Source organism: Cupriavidus sp. CPT47-8839-RL05A (genome assembly GCF_058792255.1).
Genome location: NZ_JBYTEG010000004.1, coordinates 158680 through 174459 on the forward strand (window position 1 = coordinate 158680; position 15780 = coordinate 174459).

Below are 15780 nucleotides of genomic sequence, written 5' to 3' on the forward strand. Positions count from 1 at the left end.
CTGCCCTTTTGCTCAGACCGTCCAGGTGTCGATGATCAGCGCGTTCTCCTTGCGATGCAGCAGCTTGAGGTCGAGCACATCGAGCGGACTGATCGGGCGAATGCCCTCGATCAGCGAGGCTTCGCCGTGGCCGTACAGGGCCTGCAGGGCGAAGCGGCAGGCGTAGACCTTGCCGCCCTCTTCCATGAACTTGGTGAGCTGCTTGTTGAAGTTCATGTGGCCCGGAAACGCCTCATCGCCGAGCGTCGGGAAGCCGCGCTGAACGCCGAGGTTGACGCCGGGGCCATACAGCAGAATCGAGGTCTCGAAGCCCTTGCGCAGCAGCCGCGTGGCTTGCAGCATGTTGACGAAGCCGATCGAGCCTTCGAAGGCGACGGTGTGGAATGTCACCAGCGCCTTCTCGCCGGCTTCTGCCTTTACGTCCTCGAATACCTTCTCTTCATAGTCGACCAGGAAATCGCCCTTCTTGTGGGCCGGTTTGCTGACAGCAGGCATGCTTCTCTCCGTTGCGTTGATGAGGCAGTGCGGTCGATCGATCCCATGCCGATCGACCGTTCGGCGCCAGGCCGAACACGCCAACATCCGCAACCGATGTGCCACGCAATGTCCGCAGTCATGCGATCAATCTCCAATCAAAGCGATGGCGACCAAATGATCGGCCCAATGATCGCAACGGCTTTGGCCATGGATGCCACCAAAGGCGCACAGCGCACGCCATGACGGCTTTGCCACAATGCACGTTTTTGAACGGGAGCAAGCCGCCCGGGTGCGCACACGTGGTGCATGAGCGTTGATATCGCACCATCATTGAGAACTTCAGATGCGATCGCCTGCGTGGCTTGGTAAGCGATCATTCGAGTGCTACCCTCAGGGCACTGAATTCCATCGCATCGCGCAGCGGGAGACCATGGTGTCCAACCTGACCAGCCATTGGTTAAAACGTATCGCCGGTAGTGCCAAGCCTGCCTATCTGCTGATTCCGGACCTGATCGAGGAGGCGCTGGCCGATGGCCAGCTGCGCGCACGCGACCGGTTGCCGGCGCTGCGCGACCTGGCCGAAGCGCTGCAACTGAACTACACCACCGTGGCGCGCGCCTACAGCGAAGCGAGGAAGCGGGGATTGATCGACACCAAGACAGGAAGTGGCACTTACGTGCGCGGACGTGCGCCCGCGATGCCGCTGCGCGGCGGCACGGGTGCGGAGATGACCATGAACATGCCGCCGGAGCCGCCCGCGATGACGGGGCGGCTTCGTGACGCCATGGCGCAACTGCTGGAGGCCGCCGACCCCTACTCGCTGCTGCGCTACCAGGACTTTGGCGGATCCCCGGCCGATCGCTCCGTCGCCGCGAAATGGCTGCGCAGCTGGGTGCCGGCATGCAGCGCGGACACCGTGCTGGTCACGCCCGGCATCCACAGCGCGCTGGTCGCACTGCTGTCGCAGCTCGCGCGCCCGGCGCAGACCATCTGTGCCGACGCGCTGGCCTACCCCGGCATCAAGGCCATCGCCGCGCAGCTCAATATCCAGCTACAGGCGCTGCCCGGCGACGAGGATGGCCCGTTCGCCCACGCCTTCGAAGCCATGTGCAAGACACAGAAGCCGGCGGCGCTCTATTGCAACCCGACCATCCAGAACCCGAGCACGCGCACCATGCCGCAGGCACGCCGCGAGCAGCTCGCCGAAGTCGCGCTGCGCTACAGCGTGCCGATCATCGAGGACGATGCCTACGGCATGCTGCCGCTGCGGGCACCGCGGACGTTTGCCGCGCTCGCCCCGGAACTCACGTATTACGTCACCGGCCTGTCCAAATGCCTGGGCGCCGGGTTGCGCATAGCGTTCCTGCACGCCCCCACCGCCCGGCAGGCGCAGCGCCTTGCTGGCACCCTGCGGGCAACGACGGTGATGGCGAGCCCCATCAACACACTGCTCGCTACATCCTGGATCAAGGACGGAACGGTAGACGACATGCTCAAGGCCATCCGCGCCGAAAGCGCGGCGCGGCAGTTGATTGCGCGCCATGTGCTTGAGGGCCTGGCCTATGACGCAGACCCGGAAGGCTTTCACCTGTGGCTGCCGATCCCGGCAGCTTCAGCGTGGAGCCCGTCGGAACTGGCGCTGCACCTGCGCTCGCGCGGCATCGGCGCGGTATCGGCCGCCGCTTTCTCGACCGACGGCAACCCGCCCGATGCGATCCGCGTCTGCCTGGGCGGCCCGGGCGAGCGTGATGAGATCGAGGAGTCGCTGCGGATCATCGCGGAGACGCTCGACAATCCGCATCATTTGCATTCAGCGATGCTGTAGCCGGGGGGCTCCCCTTGATTCCCGCGCAGCTTTCCGCTGTTCGGCGCACTGCCCAGCCTGGCCCGGCGGGCGCCGGCGTTCAGGGAGTTATCCCTTGACCGAGTCGGTCGCGGCTTCGTCGATCAACGCTGCAACCTCGACTGGCTTCGAAGCCAGCGAAGCATGGCTTGCCGCCAGAGTCATGACCTTCCGGGGATTGAGCCGGGCTGACATCTTCAGCTGGTTTTCGGGGGCGATCATTCTGTCTTCGCTGGAAATCTGGTACCAGGACGGCTTCTTTCTCCAGGCCGGCGCCGTGATGACGCCGCCGAAGGTGCTTGCAAGCGGCGCCTTCTGCGTCACCGCCATCACCAGCGCGTCGTCGGGCGAAAGATCCTGGCAGAAGCTCTCATGGAACATATCGGACTTGAGCCACAAGTAGCCGTCGCTGTCGGGTTCGAGATTGGGAGCCGCAACCGGAAGATGCTGCTGAGTAATGCCACCGGGACTCTCCCCCGCTTCTGGCGCAAACGCCGCGATATACACAAGCCCCACCACATTGGGCTGGTCACCCGCCTGGGTAATCACCGCACCACCGTACGAATGCCCCACCAGAAGGACTGGCCCTTTTTGCTGGGCAATCATCTTGCGGGTACGCTCGACATCGTCAGCAAGCGATGTCAGCGGCATTTCAACGGCGCGGACGTTCGTATACCCCTTTCGCGCCAGTTCAACGATGACCTTTCCCCAATGCGCGGCACCTCCCCAGAAGCCGTGCACCAGAATGATCGAGGGCTTGCTCATGATCTGACTCCTATCTGCCAATGTAAGCTGTAAGCCGAACAATGCAACACGCTGCAGTCCCTCGGCGGTTGGACTGCGCTCCAATCGATGCCACCGTCAGCCCTGATCCCCGCCGCCAACTGGCAAGACCGTGCCGGTAATGTAAGAAGCCTCGTCCGATGCGAGAAACAGGATGGCATGGACCTGCTCGTCGATCGTGCCATAGCGGTGCATCAGGCTCGAGGCCCTGGTCTGGTCGACGATGGCCTGGTACCAGATGGCCTCCTGCTCGCTCTGCGCTGCCATGTTGCGCGGGATCCTGCGCGGCGGTGCCTCGGTGCCGCCGGTGGCCACTGCGTTGACGCGCACGCCTTCGTGCGCATGCTCGAAGGCGAGGCTGGCCGTCAGTGCGTTGACGCCGCCCTTGGCCGCCGCGTAGGGCACACGGTGGATGCTGCGCGTGGCAATCGACGACACGTTGACGATGACGCCCTGCCGGCGCGCGACCATGCCGGGCAGCACCGCCCGGCAGCACCACAGCGTGGGGAACAGCGAGCGCCGGATCTCGGCTTCGATCTGGTCCTCCTCATAGGCCTGGAAGGGCTTGGCCCAGATTGTGCCGCCCACGTTGTTGACGAGGATGTCGATGCGGCCGAAGGCTGCTTCGGCCGCCTGCGCCATTTGCGTGGCGCCGGCATAGCGCTCCAGGTCGGCGTGCACTGCGATGGCCTGCCCGCCTGCGGCGACGATCTGCGCCGCGACTTCATCGACCAGCGCCGAGCGGTCGACCAGCGCCACCGAGGCGCCCTCGGCGGCGGCGGCCAGTGCGACGCCGCGGCCGATGCCTTGTGCGGCCCCGGTCACGATCATGGCTTTGCCGGCAAAGCGTGTAGCAGTTCTCATGTTGTCGTGCTCCTCGCTCATGCCGCGTTGCTGGCCGAGAACTTCTCATAGTAGAAGCCGGCGGGCGTGATGCCGCTCTGCTGCAGCCAGCCGCGCACGGCCTCCACCATGGCCACGGGGCCACACAGGTAGATGTCGACATCACCGCCGTTGAGCCATTCCGGCTCCACATGGGCTGTGACATAGCCCTTGCGGGCGTGGTTGCTGGCAGCGTCAGCCACGCAGGTACGGTATTCGAAGCCGGGCAAGGCACCCTGGGCCGCATTGATGCGCGACAGCGCCACCAGGTCGATGTCGTTGGTGACCCCGTAGACCATGCGCACCGGCTGCGCACAGCCGCTGGCGGCCAGCACATCGAGCATCGACAGGAAGGGAGCGATGCCGGTGCCGCCGGCCAGGAACAGCACCGGCCGCGCCACCTCGCGCAGGTAGAAGCTGCCGTAGGGGCCCGAAAACGCCACGCGCTCGCCTGATCTGGCCCGGCTGGTCAGCCACGTGCTCATCCGGCCTTCCGGCACGTTGCGCACCACGAAGCCGGTGCGCGCGCTGCCGGGCGCGGAGCTGAAGGAATAGGAGCGCGTCTGGCCGGTGCCCGGGATCTCGACATTGACATACTGGCCGGGCAGGAAGTCCAGGCCAGCGGCCTCGTCCAGGTCGATGGAAAAGCCGATGGTCGAATCGGAGAGCTGTTCGAGCTCGGCCAGCGTCCCCTGGTAGGTGGTGACGCCGGTCTTGCACGCGGCTGACGAGGCGGGCACGCGGATCACGCAGTCCGATCGCGGACGGGTCTGGCAGGCCAGCACGTAGCCCTCGGCAGCTTCCTCCGCGGTCAGTGCATCCTCGATATAGCTCGACGCCGGCAGGTCATAGCTGCCCGACTCGCACAGCCCGCGGCAGGTGCCGCAGGCGCCGTCGCGGCAGTCCAGCGGGATATTGATCTGCTGGCGATAGGCGGCATCGGACAAGGTCTCGTGCTCGCCGCAGGTGATGAACCTGGTGACGCCGTCTTCGAATTGCAGGGCAATGGTGTGTTCCATGGCGCGTTCCTCCAGCCTGGATCAGATGTGATAGATGTCGATGACCTGGTTGATGTAGTCGTTCTTGAGCACGACATACTTGTCCAGGATGCGCGGCTGCCCGCCGGAGAGGTCGAGGGTGTAGCGCGACATGCCGAAGTAGCTGTAAGTGGTCTGGTAGCGATGGCTCAGCGTGTGCCAGTTGAAACGCACGGTGCAGGTGTCGCCCGCCACCCCGAGCACTTCGACGTTGCTCAGGTTGTGGCTGGTGCGCGTGTCCGGAATGGTGGCGCTGGAGCGCTCGGTCTTGATGCGGAACACGCGATCCTCCAGGCCCTGTCGGGTCGGGTAATAGATCAGCGAGACCTCGCGCTGCGGGTCGGTGATCAGCTTGCCGTCGTCATCCCAGCAGGGCATCCAGAACTTTGCGTCGGCGTGGTAGCACGCAAGCCATGCGTCCCACTCTTCGTCATCCAGCAGCCGTGCCTCGCGGTACAGGAAGGACTGGATGGCGGCAAGGTCGACCGGTTTGTCGAGGGTGGTGTCGGCGGCGCTCATGCTGCGCTCCCTGCGGCGGCGTCGGTGGCTTCATTCGCGGCTTCGGCGGATTGCTCTGCCACGGCCTTCTTCATCACGTCCAGCCAGTAGCGGTGCTGCACCGTGTAGAGGCCCTCGTCCTCGGTACGCACCCCGCTCATCACGGGCTTGAGTCCGATGCGCTGCGCGGCTTCGTCGGCACCGTCGATCCAGTGTTTCGCGCCGCGGCACATGTCGTTCCAGGCCAGCGCCTGCACGGCGTAGCCCTGCTGGCAGGCGCGGAATTCCTCGAGGTCGTCCGGGGTGGCCATGCCGCTGACGTTGAAGAAGTCCTCGTACTGGCGGATGCGGCGCGCGCGCGCCTCGTCGGATTCGCCCTTCGGCGCGATGCAGTAGATGGTGACCTCGGTCTTGTCGACGGCCAGCGGACGCAGCAGGCGGATCTGCGAGCCGAACTGGTCCATCAGGTAGACGTTGGGATAGAGGCACAGGTTGCGCGAGTTCTGGATCATCCAGTCCGCGGTCTCCGCGCCGCAGCGCTCGGCGAATTCCTCGCGGCGGCTGAAGTTGGGGCGGTCCTCCGGATTGGCCCAGCGCGTCCACAGCAGCATGTGGCCATGCTCGAAGGCGTAGAAGCCGCCGCCCTGCTGCCCCCACTTGCCGGCGTCCATGGCGCGGATCTTGTCTTCCTGCGCATTCTTCTGCTTGCGCTGGCTAGTGGTCGCGGCGTAGTTCCAGTGCACCGCCGACACATGGTAGCCATCGGCGCCGTTCTCGGCCTGCAGCTTCCAGTTGCCCTCGAACGTGTAGGTGGACGAGCCGCGCAGCACCTCAAGCCCGTCGGCCGACTGGTCGACGATCATGTCGATGACGCGCGCCGCTTCGCCGAGGAAGTCCTGCAGCGGCGGCACGTCCGCGTTCAGGCTGCCGAACAGGAAGCCGCGGTAGTTCTCGAAGCGCGCCACCTTCTTCAGGTCGTGCGAGCCTTCCTTGTTGAAGCAGTCGGGATAGCCGGCGTTCTCGGGATCCTTCACCTTCAGCAGCTTGCCGCTGTTGTTGAAGGTCCAGCCGTGGAACGGGCAGGTATAAGTGGCCTTGTTGCCGCGCTTGTGGCGGCACAGCATGGCGCCGCGGTGGCTGCAGGCATTGATGAAAGCGTTCACTTCGCCCTGGCGGTTGCGCGCGATCACCACCGGCTGGCGGCCAATATGGGTGGTGTAGTAATCGTTGTTGTTCGGGATCTGGCTTTCGTGCGCCAGGTAGATCCAGTTGCCCTCGAAGATGTGCTTCATCTCGAGTTCGAACAGGTCTTCGTCGGTGAAGGCCGCGCGGTGCAGCCGGTGGTCGCCGCTTGCCTTGTCTTCCACCAGGAAGGCGTCGAGGTCGAGGCGCCCGGCGCTGGGGCGAACGGGGGCCTTGCCCTCCGGATAGATGGGGATCATGGAGTTGTCTCCTGCCGATGTCTTGTCTGCTGGACGGCCCTGCGCATGGCGCTGCCGCCCGGACTGGATCTGCCGGCCCGCGCGGCGGGCGGCACTACGGAAAATCAGGCGGCGGCGCGCTGGCGCTCCACCTCGGCGGCGGGGGCGCCGGCCTGCTCCGGCAGCAGCCGGAAATCGAAGTCGATCGAGGCAAACGGCTTGTCCACGCCGTGTTTGTCGAGCGCTGCGGCTTCGGTGACGCGGGTCACCGCCGGCACCAGCCCCTCGCGGCTGGCGAAGGCGAAGTCATCCCACAGGTATTCGTCGCCGTCGATGTTGATCTGCGTGGTCAGCTTGCGGTGGCCGTCCGCCGACACGAAGAAGTGGATGTGGGCCGGGCGCCGTCCGTGGCGCGCGAGCTGGTCCAGCAGGCCCTGGGTGGTGCCTTGCGGCGGGCAGCCGTAGCCGTTGGGCACGTTGCTGCGGAACTGGTAGCGGCCATTGGCGTCGGTGACGATGGTGCGGCGCAGGTTGAAGTGCGACTGGGTCTTGTCGAAGAACGAATAGTTGCCCATCAGGTTGGCGTGCCACACCTCGACCCTGGCGCCGGGCAGCGGCTTGCCGTCGGCGCCGAACACCGTGCCTTGCATGAACAGGACCTCGCCCTTGCCGTCGTCGCTACCGTCGTCGAGCCGGGCGAAGCCGGTGCTTTCCGGGGCGCCGGCCACGTAGAGCGGGCCTTCGATGGTGCGCGGCGTGCCGCCGGTCAGGCCGGCGCGGGCTTCGGCCTCGTCGGCGCGGACGTCGAGGAAGCGTTCCAGCCCCAGGCCGGCGGCGAGCAGGCCCAACTCCTGGGTGGCGCCCGCCTCGGCGAAGTACTCGATGCCCTTCCAGACTTCGCTGGCGCTCAGGTCGAGGTCCTCGATTGCCTTGAACAGGTCCGCGGTCAGGCGGACTACCACCTGCTGCACGCGCGGGTCGGGGGTGCCTTGCGTGCCGGTGGCGACGATAAAGCTGTGGACCAGGGCGTCGATTTCCGAGTGAGTCATGGGGGTCTCCATAGTTGTGGTTGGGTCCCGGACCATGCTTTGCAGGTATTGAGCTTGTCTTCCGGGTATGGATGGAGCATAGTCAACGCCAGTTTTGGCAGTCCAACACTGATTTAGTATCCGCTTGATACTCAGGAGGTATAGTCGTGGAATTGCGGCACCTGCGTTACTTCGTGGCCGTGGCAGAGGAACGCAACTTCACCCGGGCGGCCGAGCGGCTGCATATCGCACAGCCGCCGCTGTCGCGCCAGATCCAGCAACTGGAGGACGACCTGGGTGTGCAACTCTTCGAGCGCCACTCGCGCCCGCTGAAACTGACCGACACCGGGCGCTTCTTCTATACCCACGCGCTGCAACTGCTGGCCCAGACCGCGGAACTGCAGGCGATGACCAAGCGGGTCGGCAAGATCGAGCACAAGATGTCGGTCGGCTTTGTCGGCTCCACGCTGTACGGGATGCTGCCGCGGATCATCCGGCGCTTCCGGCAGATGCACGCCGATCTCGAACTGAGCCTGCACGAGATGTCGACCATGGACCAGATCAAGGCGCTCAAGGAGGGGCGCATCGACGTGGGCTTCGGGCGCATTCGCCACGAAGACCCGTCGGTGCGGCGCGTGGTGCTGCGCGAGGAGCGCATGATCGTGGCGCTTCCGGTCGGCCATCCGCTGGCTGACGCCAAGCCCGAGCTCGCGCTGCACGACCTGGTCGGCGAGCCGCTCATCATCTTCCCCAAGGCGCCGCGCCCGAGCTTTGCCGACCAGGTGCTGGCCGCCTTCCACGACCGCGCCCTGAAGCCGCGCCGCCTGCACGAGGTGCGCGAGCTGCAGATCGCACTCGGGCTGGTGGCGATGGGCGAAGGCATCTCGGTGGTCCCGAGCAGCGTCTACGGGCTCAAGCGGGGCGACGTGACCTACAAGGAACTGGACGATCCCAAGCTGGTGTCGCCCATTATCATGAGCACGCGCATGCTGGACGAGTCGGCCGACCTGCGCTCGCTGCGGGACATGATCTACCAGCTCTACGAGGATGAGGGCATGGCCTACCTGCCGCCGCCGAAGGATTAGGGATCAACGGGCGGTCCATACTCTGAAGGTATGGAATCAGACGCCAACGGTGTTGGACACCCAAAAAATAGCCCTCCATACTCCGGTGCAACGTTCAACTGCATCAGGAAGGTATGAAAGTGGCGACGCAGCAAAGCACCACGGCCATCGAGTCCATCGAGGCCATCCTGGTCGATCTTCCGACCATCCGGCCGCACCAGCTCGCCATGGCGACCATGCAGCGGCAGACGCTGGTGATCGTCCGGCTGCGCTGTGCCGACGGCGTCGAAGGCCTCGGCGAGGCGACCACCATCGGTGGTCTTTCCTACGGCGACGAGAGCCCCGAAGGCATCAAGCTGACCATCGACAGCTACCTTGCACCAGCGCTGCTGGGCCAGGATGCGGCCAACGTGCATGGCGCCATGGCGCGCCTCGGCAAGGTCGCACGCGGTAACCGCTTCGCCAAGTCGGCGCTCGAGACCGCGCTGCTGGACGCGCAGGGCAAGCGTCTCGGCGTGCCGCTGGCGACACTGCTGGGCGGCGCCGTACGCGACACCCTGCCGGTGCTGTGGACGCTGGCCAGCGGCGACACCGCGCGGGACATCGACGAGGCGGAGCGCCTGCTTGCCGAGCGCCGCCACGACACCTTCAAGCTCAAGATCGGCCGGCGCAGCGTGCGCGAGGACGTGGCGCACGTATCCGCGATCAAGCGCGCGCTGGGCGAGCGGGCGCGCGTCACGGTGGACGTCAACCAGGCCTGGAACGAAGCGGATGCCGCCACCGGCATTGCCATGCTGGAGTCCGCCGGCATCGATCTGATCGAGCAGCCCACGCCTCGCGAACAACGCGCCGCGCTGGCGCGTCTGGCGGCGCGCTTCGTCGTGCCCATCATGGCCGACGAAGCCGTGTGCGGGCCCGAGGATGCGATGGAACTGGCCCGCATCGGCGGCGCCGACGTGTTCGCACTGAAGATCGCCAAGTCGGGCGGCATCTTCGGCATGCTGCGCACGGCCGCGGTGGGCGATGCGGCCGGCATCGCGCTGTATGGCGGCACCATGCTCGAAGGTAGCATCGGCACCATAGCCGCCGCCCACGGCTTTGCGACCCTGCCGCAACTGGCGTGGGGCACCGAACTGTTCGGCCCGCTGCTGCTGAAGGACGACATCGTGGCCGAGCGCCCCGTCTACCGCGACTTCGCGTTGCACCTGCCGCAGGGCCCTGGCCTGGGCATGGCCCTGGACGAGGACAAGCTCGCCCACTACCGGCGCGACCGCGCCTGAATCCCTGCAATCAGACCCCATCAGAATCGAGGCGAGGAGACACCAATGCTGTATCTGGTACGAATGGACGTAAATCTGCCGCACGACATGCCCACCGCGCAGGCGGAGGACATCAAGGCGCGCGAGAAAACCTATGCGCAGGACCTGCAGCGCCAGGGCAAATGGCAGCAGCTCTATCGCGTGGTCGGCGAGTATGCCAACTACAGCGTGTTCGACGTCGAGTCCAACGAGGCACTGCACACGCTGCTGTCGGGGCTGCCGCTGTTCCCGTACATGAAGATCGCCGTCACGCCGCTGGCGCCGCATCCTTCATCGATCCGCTGAGGGAGCCCACGTCATGCGCTTTGCCACCCGCGACGGGCTTCGCCTTCACTATGAACTCCACGGTCCGGCCGGCGCGCCGGTGCTGGTCCTGTCCAACTCACTGGGAACCACCCTGTCGATGTGGGACCCGCAGATGCCGGCGCTGCTGGAGCGCTTCCGCGTGCTGCGCTACGACACGCGCGGCCATGGCGCCTCCGGCGTGCCGACAGCGCCGTTCGGCATGGCCGAGCTTGGTGCCGACGTGCTGGCGGTGATGGACCACGCCGGTGTCGAGCACGCCCACTTCTGCGGCCTGTCGATGGGGGGCATGACCGGCATCTGGCTGGCACGCCATCATCCCGAACGCTTCGGCCGCTTCGTGCTGGCGAATACCGCGGCGCTGATCGGCCCGGCGTCCGGCTGGAACACGCGCATCGAGCGCGTCCGCAACGAGGGCATGGCGGCGATTGCCGAGGGTGTGCTGGCCCGCTGGTTCACGCCGGCCGCGCTGGCAGGCGATCCGGCGCACATCGCGCCCGTGCTCGCCATGCTCGCCCCCACGGATCCCGACGGCTATATCGCCAACTGCGCCGCCGTACGCGATGCCGACCTGCGCGGCCTGCTGCCAGGCATCCGCTCGCGCGTGCTGGTGATCGCGGGCGTGCAGGATGCCGCCACTACGCCGGAACAGGGCCGCGAGCTGGCGCAAGGCATTGCCGACGCCGAATACCTCGCGCTCAATGCCGCGCATTTGTCCAACTGGGAGTTGCCCGAGGCGTTCTCGCACGCGGTGATCCGCTTCCTGTCACAGGCGTGACGCCATACATCCTTACCGGAGCCGACATGACCCAGCCCTGCATCATCTCCGTCGCCATCACCGGCTCGCTGCCGCGCAAGCGTGACAACGCTGCCGTGCCGATCACGGTCAGCGAGCAGATCGAATCCACCCAGGCCGCCTTCGAGGCGGGCGCCACGCTAGTCCACCTGCACGTGCGCAATGACGACGAGACGCCCTCCTCCGAGCCCGACCGCTTTGCCCGCGTGCTGGAGGGCATCCGCAAGCATGCGCCGGGAATCATCACGCAGGTCTCCACCGGCGGCCGCTCCGGCGCGGGAAGGGAGCGAGGGGGGATGCTGTCGCTGCGGCCGGACATGGCATCGCTTGCCACCGGCTCGGTCAATTTCCCGACCCGCGTCTATGACAATCCGCCAGACCTGGTGGACTGGCTCGCCGCGGAAATGAAGGCCTACGCCGTCAAGCCCGAGATAGAGGCCTTCGACCTGTCGATGATCTTCCAGGCAGTGGCCATGCAACAGGCCGGCAAGATCGGCGGCGCGCTGCATATCCAGTTCGTGATGGGGATCAAAAATGCGATGCCGGTCGATCGCGAGGTGCTCGCCTTCTACGTGCACACCCTGCGGCGCCTGGCACCCGATGCGACCTGGACCGGCGCTGGCATCGGTCGGGGCCAGTTGACGATGGCGCGCTGGTCGCTCGAACTGGGCGGCCATTGCCGCACCGGCCTGGAAGACAATGTGCGGCTCGACAAGCAGACACTGGCGCCCTCCAACGCTGCGCTGGTCAGCCAGGTAGCAGCCTTGTGCGAGGAATATGGGCGCCCCGTGGCGACAGTGGCCCAGGCGCGCGCGCTCCTGGGGCTGCCATCAATGGAAATCGACGGGCGTTCGCTGCCCTTGAAAGCGGGAGGGCATTAATTCGGCCCCAGTGTTCTACCGCCACGTCTACCGCCAACCTGTTCCGCTGGCCGGCGATAGCCAGCGAAAGGCACCGCGACAGCCCAGCGCCCTGTCCGCGCTCCGCCGACCGGGATGGCCAAACGCAATGTCGGCAATTCTGCGCGCCCGCGAGATACTGGCAGCTGACGTGCCAACGGAATCGCGCTAAGGGGTCCGGCTGCCTCGACTCTCATGCGCAAGCTGTTCGCGCTGCTCAATCAGAAAGTCCAATCAGCGTGCCTCGGATGCGCTGAACCGTCGCCTGTAGTAACCCGGGCTGGTTCCAAGCCGAGTCCGGAAATGATTGCGCAACGTGGCTGCAGCACCAAAGCCGACTTGCACCGCGATTTCATCCACGGATAAATCGGTCTCTTCGAGCAACGTCCTGGCCCGGCCCAGGCGCTCGGTAAGCAGCCACTCCCCTGGCGGCATCCCCATCGTACTGACAAAGTGCCGCTGAAAGGTCCGGGCACTCATCGCCGTTTGCCTTGCCATTCTGAGAATCGACCAGCCTTCGTCCAATGTTGCGCGCACCGCGTCCACCAAGGGTGCCAGCGACGAGCCGCTACGCTTTGAGACCGGCTCGTCGATATACTGGGCCTGCCCGCCTTCGCGGTGGGGTGGCATGACCAGTCGGCGTGCGACCTGATTGGCAGCGCGCGGGCCAAGATCCCGGCGAATCAGGTGGAGGCACAAGTCGATTCCCGCCGCACTGCCGGCAGACGTAAGAACATCGCCGGCATCGACATAGAGCACGTCCGCTTCCACGTGGACGTCCGGATATCGCGCCGCGAGTGCTGCGGCATGGCGCCAGTGCGTAGTCGCACGCTTTCCATCGAGCAACCCCGCTGCCGCCAGGACAAAGGCGCCGGTGCAGATTGACATGACGCGCGCCCCGCGTTTGTTTGCCTTCCTCAACGCGCGGCAAAGTTCCGGCGGGACCTCCGCTTCGATACCGCGCCACCCCGGAATGATGATGGTCTTCGCTTTGGCCAGGAGTTCGAGGCCACCGTCAGCCTGTACCTGGATGCCCCCCGAACCGCGCAACCTCCCCGATTCGGCGGAACAGGTCGTGAAGCGATACCAGCTGTCACCCATTTCAGGTCTTGGCAGACCGAACACTTCAACGGCGCAGCCATATTCAAAGAGGCTCAGGCCGTCATACACGACGACGGCAACCAGTCCTGCGTTGGCAGACGATTGTGATTTGGTCTTTGGCACGATATGGACGGAAACTGGCATTGATGCCACTAGCGATTGATTTTGCCCCAACCGCTCTACGTCTCGCAAGACTCTCCCCCATGTCTGTTGCGTGTGCTGCGATCCTGATCGCCGCCACTCCCATCAAGTTGGCACGATCTTTACGCAAATTGTCGTTCGTGCCACTGGTGGGTTCAATTTGCGCTGCTTATCCTGTGGCCGGTGGTTCGCGATACGGCAAGCGACGCGCGTCCGCCAGCAATTTCAACCCGCAGAGAGAGTGAAAGTGAAAGACAAACTATTCATGCTTCGCCCCGGCTTTTTTTCAGGCTCGGAAGGTCCGTTCTATTGTGGAGATTCCGTTGCCGTTGAAGGCCTGCTCGGCTTCTTCCCGCAGTTGCGCAATGAAGTTGATGTCGAATACGTCGATGCGCCCCGCCCTCGCATGGCAATTGTCGAACTGATCGGCGAGGCGAACCAGTCCGCCCCCGTCCTGGTGCTCGGCGCCGGGCGCGCGCCGGTCGATGACGGCGTGGAGATTCACGTAAGCGGCCAGACGCGTTTTATCGATTCGCCCGACCATATCCGTCGATACCTGTCGTCGCAGTACGGTGTGGCGCATCCCGCCTCCTGACTACAGGCCAACCCGGCTCATGCGTGAAGAGGCCTTCCATGCAGCCCCGCGCGCCGATCGCAGCCATTGCGATTTGCGGCATCGCCTGCCGCAACTTTGGCGATGCCCATGCGTGGCGGGCCTCGACTTCGAACCTGCTCAGTATCGCTTCAGGCAATCGCCTGAAGTCTCTTGAATAAGCTATGGATTCCCCTATGTCTTCGCCCAAGCACGCCAAGGTCCTGATTCTCGGTTCCGGCCCTGCCGGCTATACCGCCGCCGTCTATGCAGCGCGCGCCAACTTGTCGCCGGTGCTCGTCACGGGCCTGGCGCAAGGCGGCCAGTTGATGACCACGACCGATGTCGAAAACTGGCCGGCGGATGCAACGGGGGTGCAGGGCCCAGAGCTGATGCAGCGCTTTCTCGATCACGCGGAGCGCTTCAAGACCGAGATCGTGTTCGACCACATCCACACGGCAAAGCTCGACGGGAAGCCGATTCGCCTGATCGGCGAATCCGGCGAGTACACCTGCGACGCGCTGATCATCGCGACAGGCGCGTCCGCACAGTATCTCGGCCTGCCGTCCGAGGAATCCTTCATGGGCCGCGGCGTGTCCGCTTGCGCGACCTGCGACGGCTTCTTCTACCAGCAGCAGCATGTAGCCGTGGTTGGCGGCGGCAATACGGCGGTCGAGGAAGCGCTGTATCTGGCTGGCATCGCGAAAAAGGTCACGGTGATCCACCGCCGCGACAAGTTCCGCGCCGAGCCGATCCTGGTCGACCGTCTGCTCGAGAAGGCGAAGCAAGGTGTTGTCGAGATCAAATGGAACCACGTGCTCGACGAAGTGAATGGCGACGGGGCTGGCGTGACCGGCCTGCGCATCAGGCATGCGCAAACCGGCGAGACCACCGAACTCGCACTCCAAGGCGTTTTCATCGCCATCGGCCACAAGCCGAACTCCGATCTCTTCAGAGGCCAGCTCGAGATGACGAACGGCTACATCGTCACCAACGGCGGCCTCTCGGGCAACGCCACGGGCACGAGTGTGCCGGGCGTGTTCGCGGCAGGCGACGTGCAGGACCACATCTATCGGCAGGCGATCACCAGCGCCGGCACGGGCTGCATGGCCGCGCTCGACGCGCAGCGATACCTGGAAAGTACGCCGGAGCCTGCTGTTCTACATTGCACCATCCCAGTAGAAAATTATTCTAATTAGGAGCGAGCTTACGGGTGTTTATGGAAGCAATTTGCGGAAATCGAACACTATGATTTCTCTCACAAACAGCGCGAAACCGGCTTTCCAATCCAGGATCGGACAATGCGCAATACCGGATGACGCCCCCACCATGAGAACAATATTCCGGCTCTTCCAAGAGCACCCGGCATCGGTTGGCGAGAGCTATCTGCAGCATATGTTGTCGTCGTTTTCATTTGGCGCGTCGATGCTGTTCGCATCGATCGCGGCGCTCGTGCACGGCATGCTGCCTTTTCTCTTCGTCGCCACAGGCAGCAACACGATCTCCCGGCTGCATGAGCGCATGGTCACCCATCGCAACCGCGTGGCGTCGCGTCACCGATAAACAAGCCCCCCTTCGACAACAACATGACAAGCT

At 64.9% G+C, this 15780-nt stretch carries 17 protein-coding genes; 9 read left to right on the plus strand and 8 right to left on the minus strand.

Going from position 1 to position 15780, the window contains the following annotated elements; translation table 11 throughout:
- Positions 1-12: 12 nt before the first annotated feature.
- Positions 13-495 carry an MSMEG_0572/Sll0783 family nitrogen starvation response protein gene (locus AC3WVS_RS05980; RefSeq protein WP_456806965.1) on the minus strand — a complete coding sequence of 161 codons (483 nt, stop codon included), beginning with the start codon at positions 493-495 and terminating at the stop codon, positions 13-15.
- Between the two features lie 415 nt (positions 496-910).
- Here AC3WVS_RS05980 and AC3WVS_RS05985 point away from each other — a divergent pair, with 415 nt between their 5' ends.
- Positions 911-2302 (plus strand): aminotransferase-like domain-containing protein, encoded by a 1392-nt coding sequence (locus tag AC3WVS_RS05985; protein ID WP_492317942.1) that lies wholly within the window; start codon positions 911-913, stop codon positions 2300-2302.
- An 87-nt stretch (positions 2303-2389) separates the two neighbouring features.
- On the opposite strand, the gene AC3WVS_RS05990 is transcribed toward AC3WVS_RS05985, so the two are convergent.
- The 6 genes from AC3WVS_RS05990 to catA all read right to left on the minus strand — a co-directional run bounded on the left by AC3WVS_RS05990 (position 2390) and on the right by catA (position 7990).
- Positions 2390-3085 (minus strand): alpha/beta hydrolase, encoded by a 696-nt coding sequence (locus AC3WVS_RS05990; protein WP_492317807.1) that lies wholly within the window; start codon positions 3083-3085, stop codon positions 2390-2392.
- Positions 3086-3181: 96 nt separating this feature from the next.
- A complete protein-coding gene (locus AC3WVS_RS05995) occupies positions 3182-3967 on the minus strand; it encodes a 1,6-dihydroxycyclohexa-2,4-diene-1-carboxylate dehydrogenase (RefSeq protein WP_492317808.1) in 786 nt (261 codons plus the stop codon).
- A 17-nt stretch (positions 3968-3984) separates the two neighbouring features.
- Positions 3985-5004 (minus strand): benzoate 1,2-dioxygenase electron transfer component BenC, encoded by a 1020-nt coding sequence (gene benC, locus AC3WVS_RS06000; protein ID WP_492317809.1) that lies wholly within the window; start codon positions 5002-5004, stop codon positions 3985-3987.
- 21 nt (positions 5005-5025) lie between these two features.
- On the minus strand, positions 5026-5541 hold the full coding sequence (gene benB, locus AC3WVS_RS06005) for a benzoate 1,2-dioxygenase small subunit (RefSeq protein WP_492317810.1): 516 nt from the start codon (positions 5539-5541) through the stop codon (positions 5026-5028).
- Positions 5538-6962, minus strand: coding sequence for a benzoate 1,2-dioxygenase large subunit (gene benA / locus AC3WVS_RS06010; protein ID WP_492317811.1), 1425 nt, complete (start codon positions 6960-6962; stop codon positions 5538-5540). Before benA ends, benB begins: the two co-directional genes overlap by 4 nt.
- Before the next feature lie 104 nt (positions 6963-7066).
- The gene (gene catA, locus AC3WVS_RS06015; RefSeq protein ID WP_492317812.1) at positions 7067-7990 is read right to left on the minus strand and encodes a catechol 1,2-dioxygenase; all 924 of its coding nucleotides are present in this window, start codon (positions 7988-7990) and stop codon (positions 7067-7069) included.
- Positions 7991-8136: 146 nt separating this feature from the next.
- Here catA and AC3WVS_RS06020 point away from each other — a divergent pair, with 146 nt between their 5' ends.
- The 5 genes from AC3WVS_RS06020 (at position 8137) to AC3WVS_RS06040 (ending at position 12332) form a co-directional block, all read left to right on the plus strand.
- Positions 8137-9054, plus strand: a complete 918-nt coding sequence (locus AC3WVS_RS06020; RefSeq protein WP_492317813.1) for a LysR family transcriptional regulator — start codon at positions 8137-8139, stop codon at positions 9052-9054.
- 113 nt (positions 9055-9167) lie between these two features.
- Positions 9168-10313, plus strand: a complete 1146-nt coding sequence (locus AC3WVS_RS06025; protein WP_492317814.1) for a muconate/chloromuconate family cycloisomerase — start codon at positions 9168-9170, stop codon at positions 10311-10313.
- Between the two features lie 45 nt (positions 10314-10358).
- A complete protein-coding gene (gene catC / locus AC3WVS_RS06030; RefSeq protein WP_492317815.1) occupies positions 10359-10637 on the plus strand; it encodes a muconolactone Delta-isomerase in 279 nt (92 codons plus the stop codon).
- A gap of 13 nt (positions 10638-10650) precedes the next feature.
- The gene (gene pcaD / locus AC3WVS_RS06035; RefSeq protein WP_492317816.1) at positions 10651-11433 is read left to right on the plus strand and encodes a 3-oxoadipate enol-lactonase; all 783 of its coding nucleotides are present in this window, start codon (positions 10651-10653) and stop codon (positions 11431-11433) included.
- A gap of 26 nt (positions 11434-11459) precedes the next feature.
- Complete coding sequence (locus tag AC3WVS_RS06040) at positions 11460-12332, plus strand: 3-oxoadipate:acetyl-CoA acetyltransferase (protein WP_492317817.1); 873 nt, start codon at positions 11460-11462, stop codon at positions 12330-12332.
- 252 nt (positions 12333-12584) lie between these two features.
- On the opposite strand, the gene ftrA is transcribed toward AC3WVS_RS06040, so the two are convergent.
- Positions 12585-13595 carry a transcriptional regulator FtrA gene (gene ftrA, locus AC3WVS_RS06045; RefSeq protein ID WP_492317818.1) on the minus strand — a complete coding sequence of 337 codons (1011 nt, stop codon included), beginning with the start codon at positions 13593-13595 and terminating at the stop codon, positions 12585-12587.
- Positions 13596-13839: 244 nt separating this feature from the next.
- On the opposite strand from ftrA, the gene AC3WVS_RS06050 reads away from it, so the two are divergent.
- The 3 genes from AC3WVS_RS06050 to AC3WVS_RS06060 all read left to right on the plus strand — a co-directional run bounded on the left by AC3WVS_RS06050 (position 13840) and on the right by AC3WVS_RS06060 (position 15747).
- On the plus strand, positions 13840-14187 hold the full coding sequence (locus AC3WVS_RS06050; RefSeq protein ID WP_492317943.1) for a DUF3088 domain-containing protein: 348 nt from the start codon (positions 13840-13842) through the stop codon (positions 14185-14187).
- Between the two features lie 194 nt (positions 14188-14381).
- Positions 14382-15383 carry a thioredoxin-disulfide reductase gene (trxB, locus tag AC3WVS_RS06055; RefSeq protein WP_492317819.1) on the plus strand — a complete coding sequence of 334 codons (1002 nt, stop codon included), beginning with the start codon at positions 14382-14384 and terminating at the stop codon, positions 15381-15383.
- Positions 15384-15432: 49 nt separating this feature from the next.
- Positions 15433-15747: a DUF6356 family protein gene (locus tag AC3WVS_RS06060; RefSeq protein ID WP_492317820.1), complete on the plus strand. Its 315-nt coding sequence runs from the start codon at positions 15433-15435 to the stop codon at positions 15745-15747.
- Positions 15748-15780 lie beyond the last annotated feature (33 nt).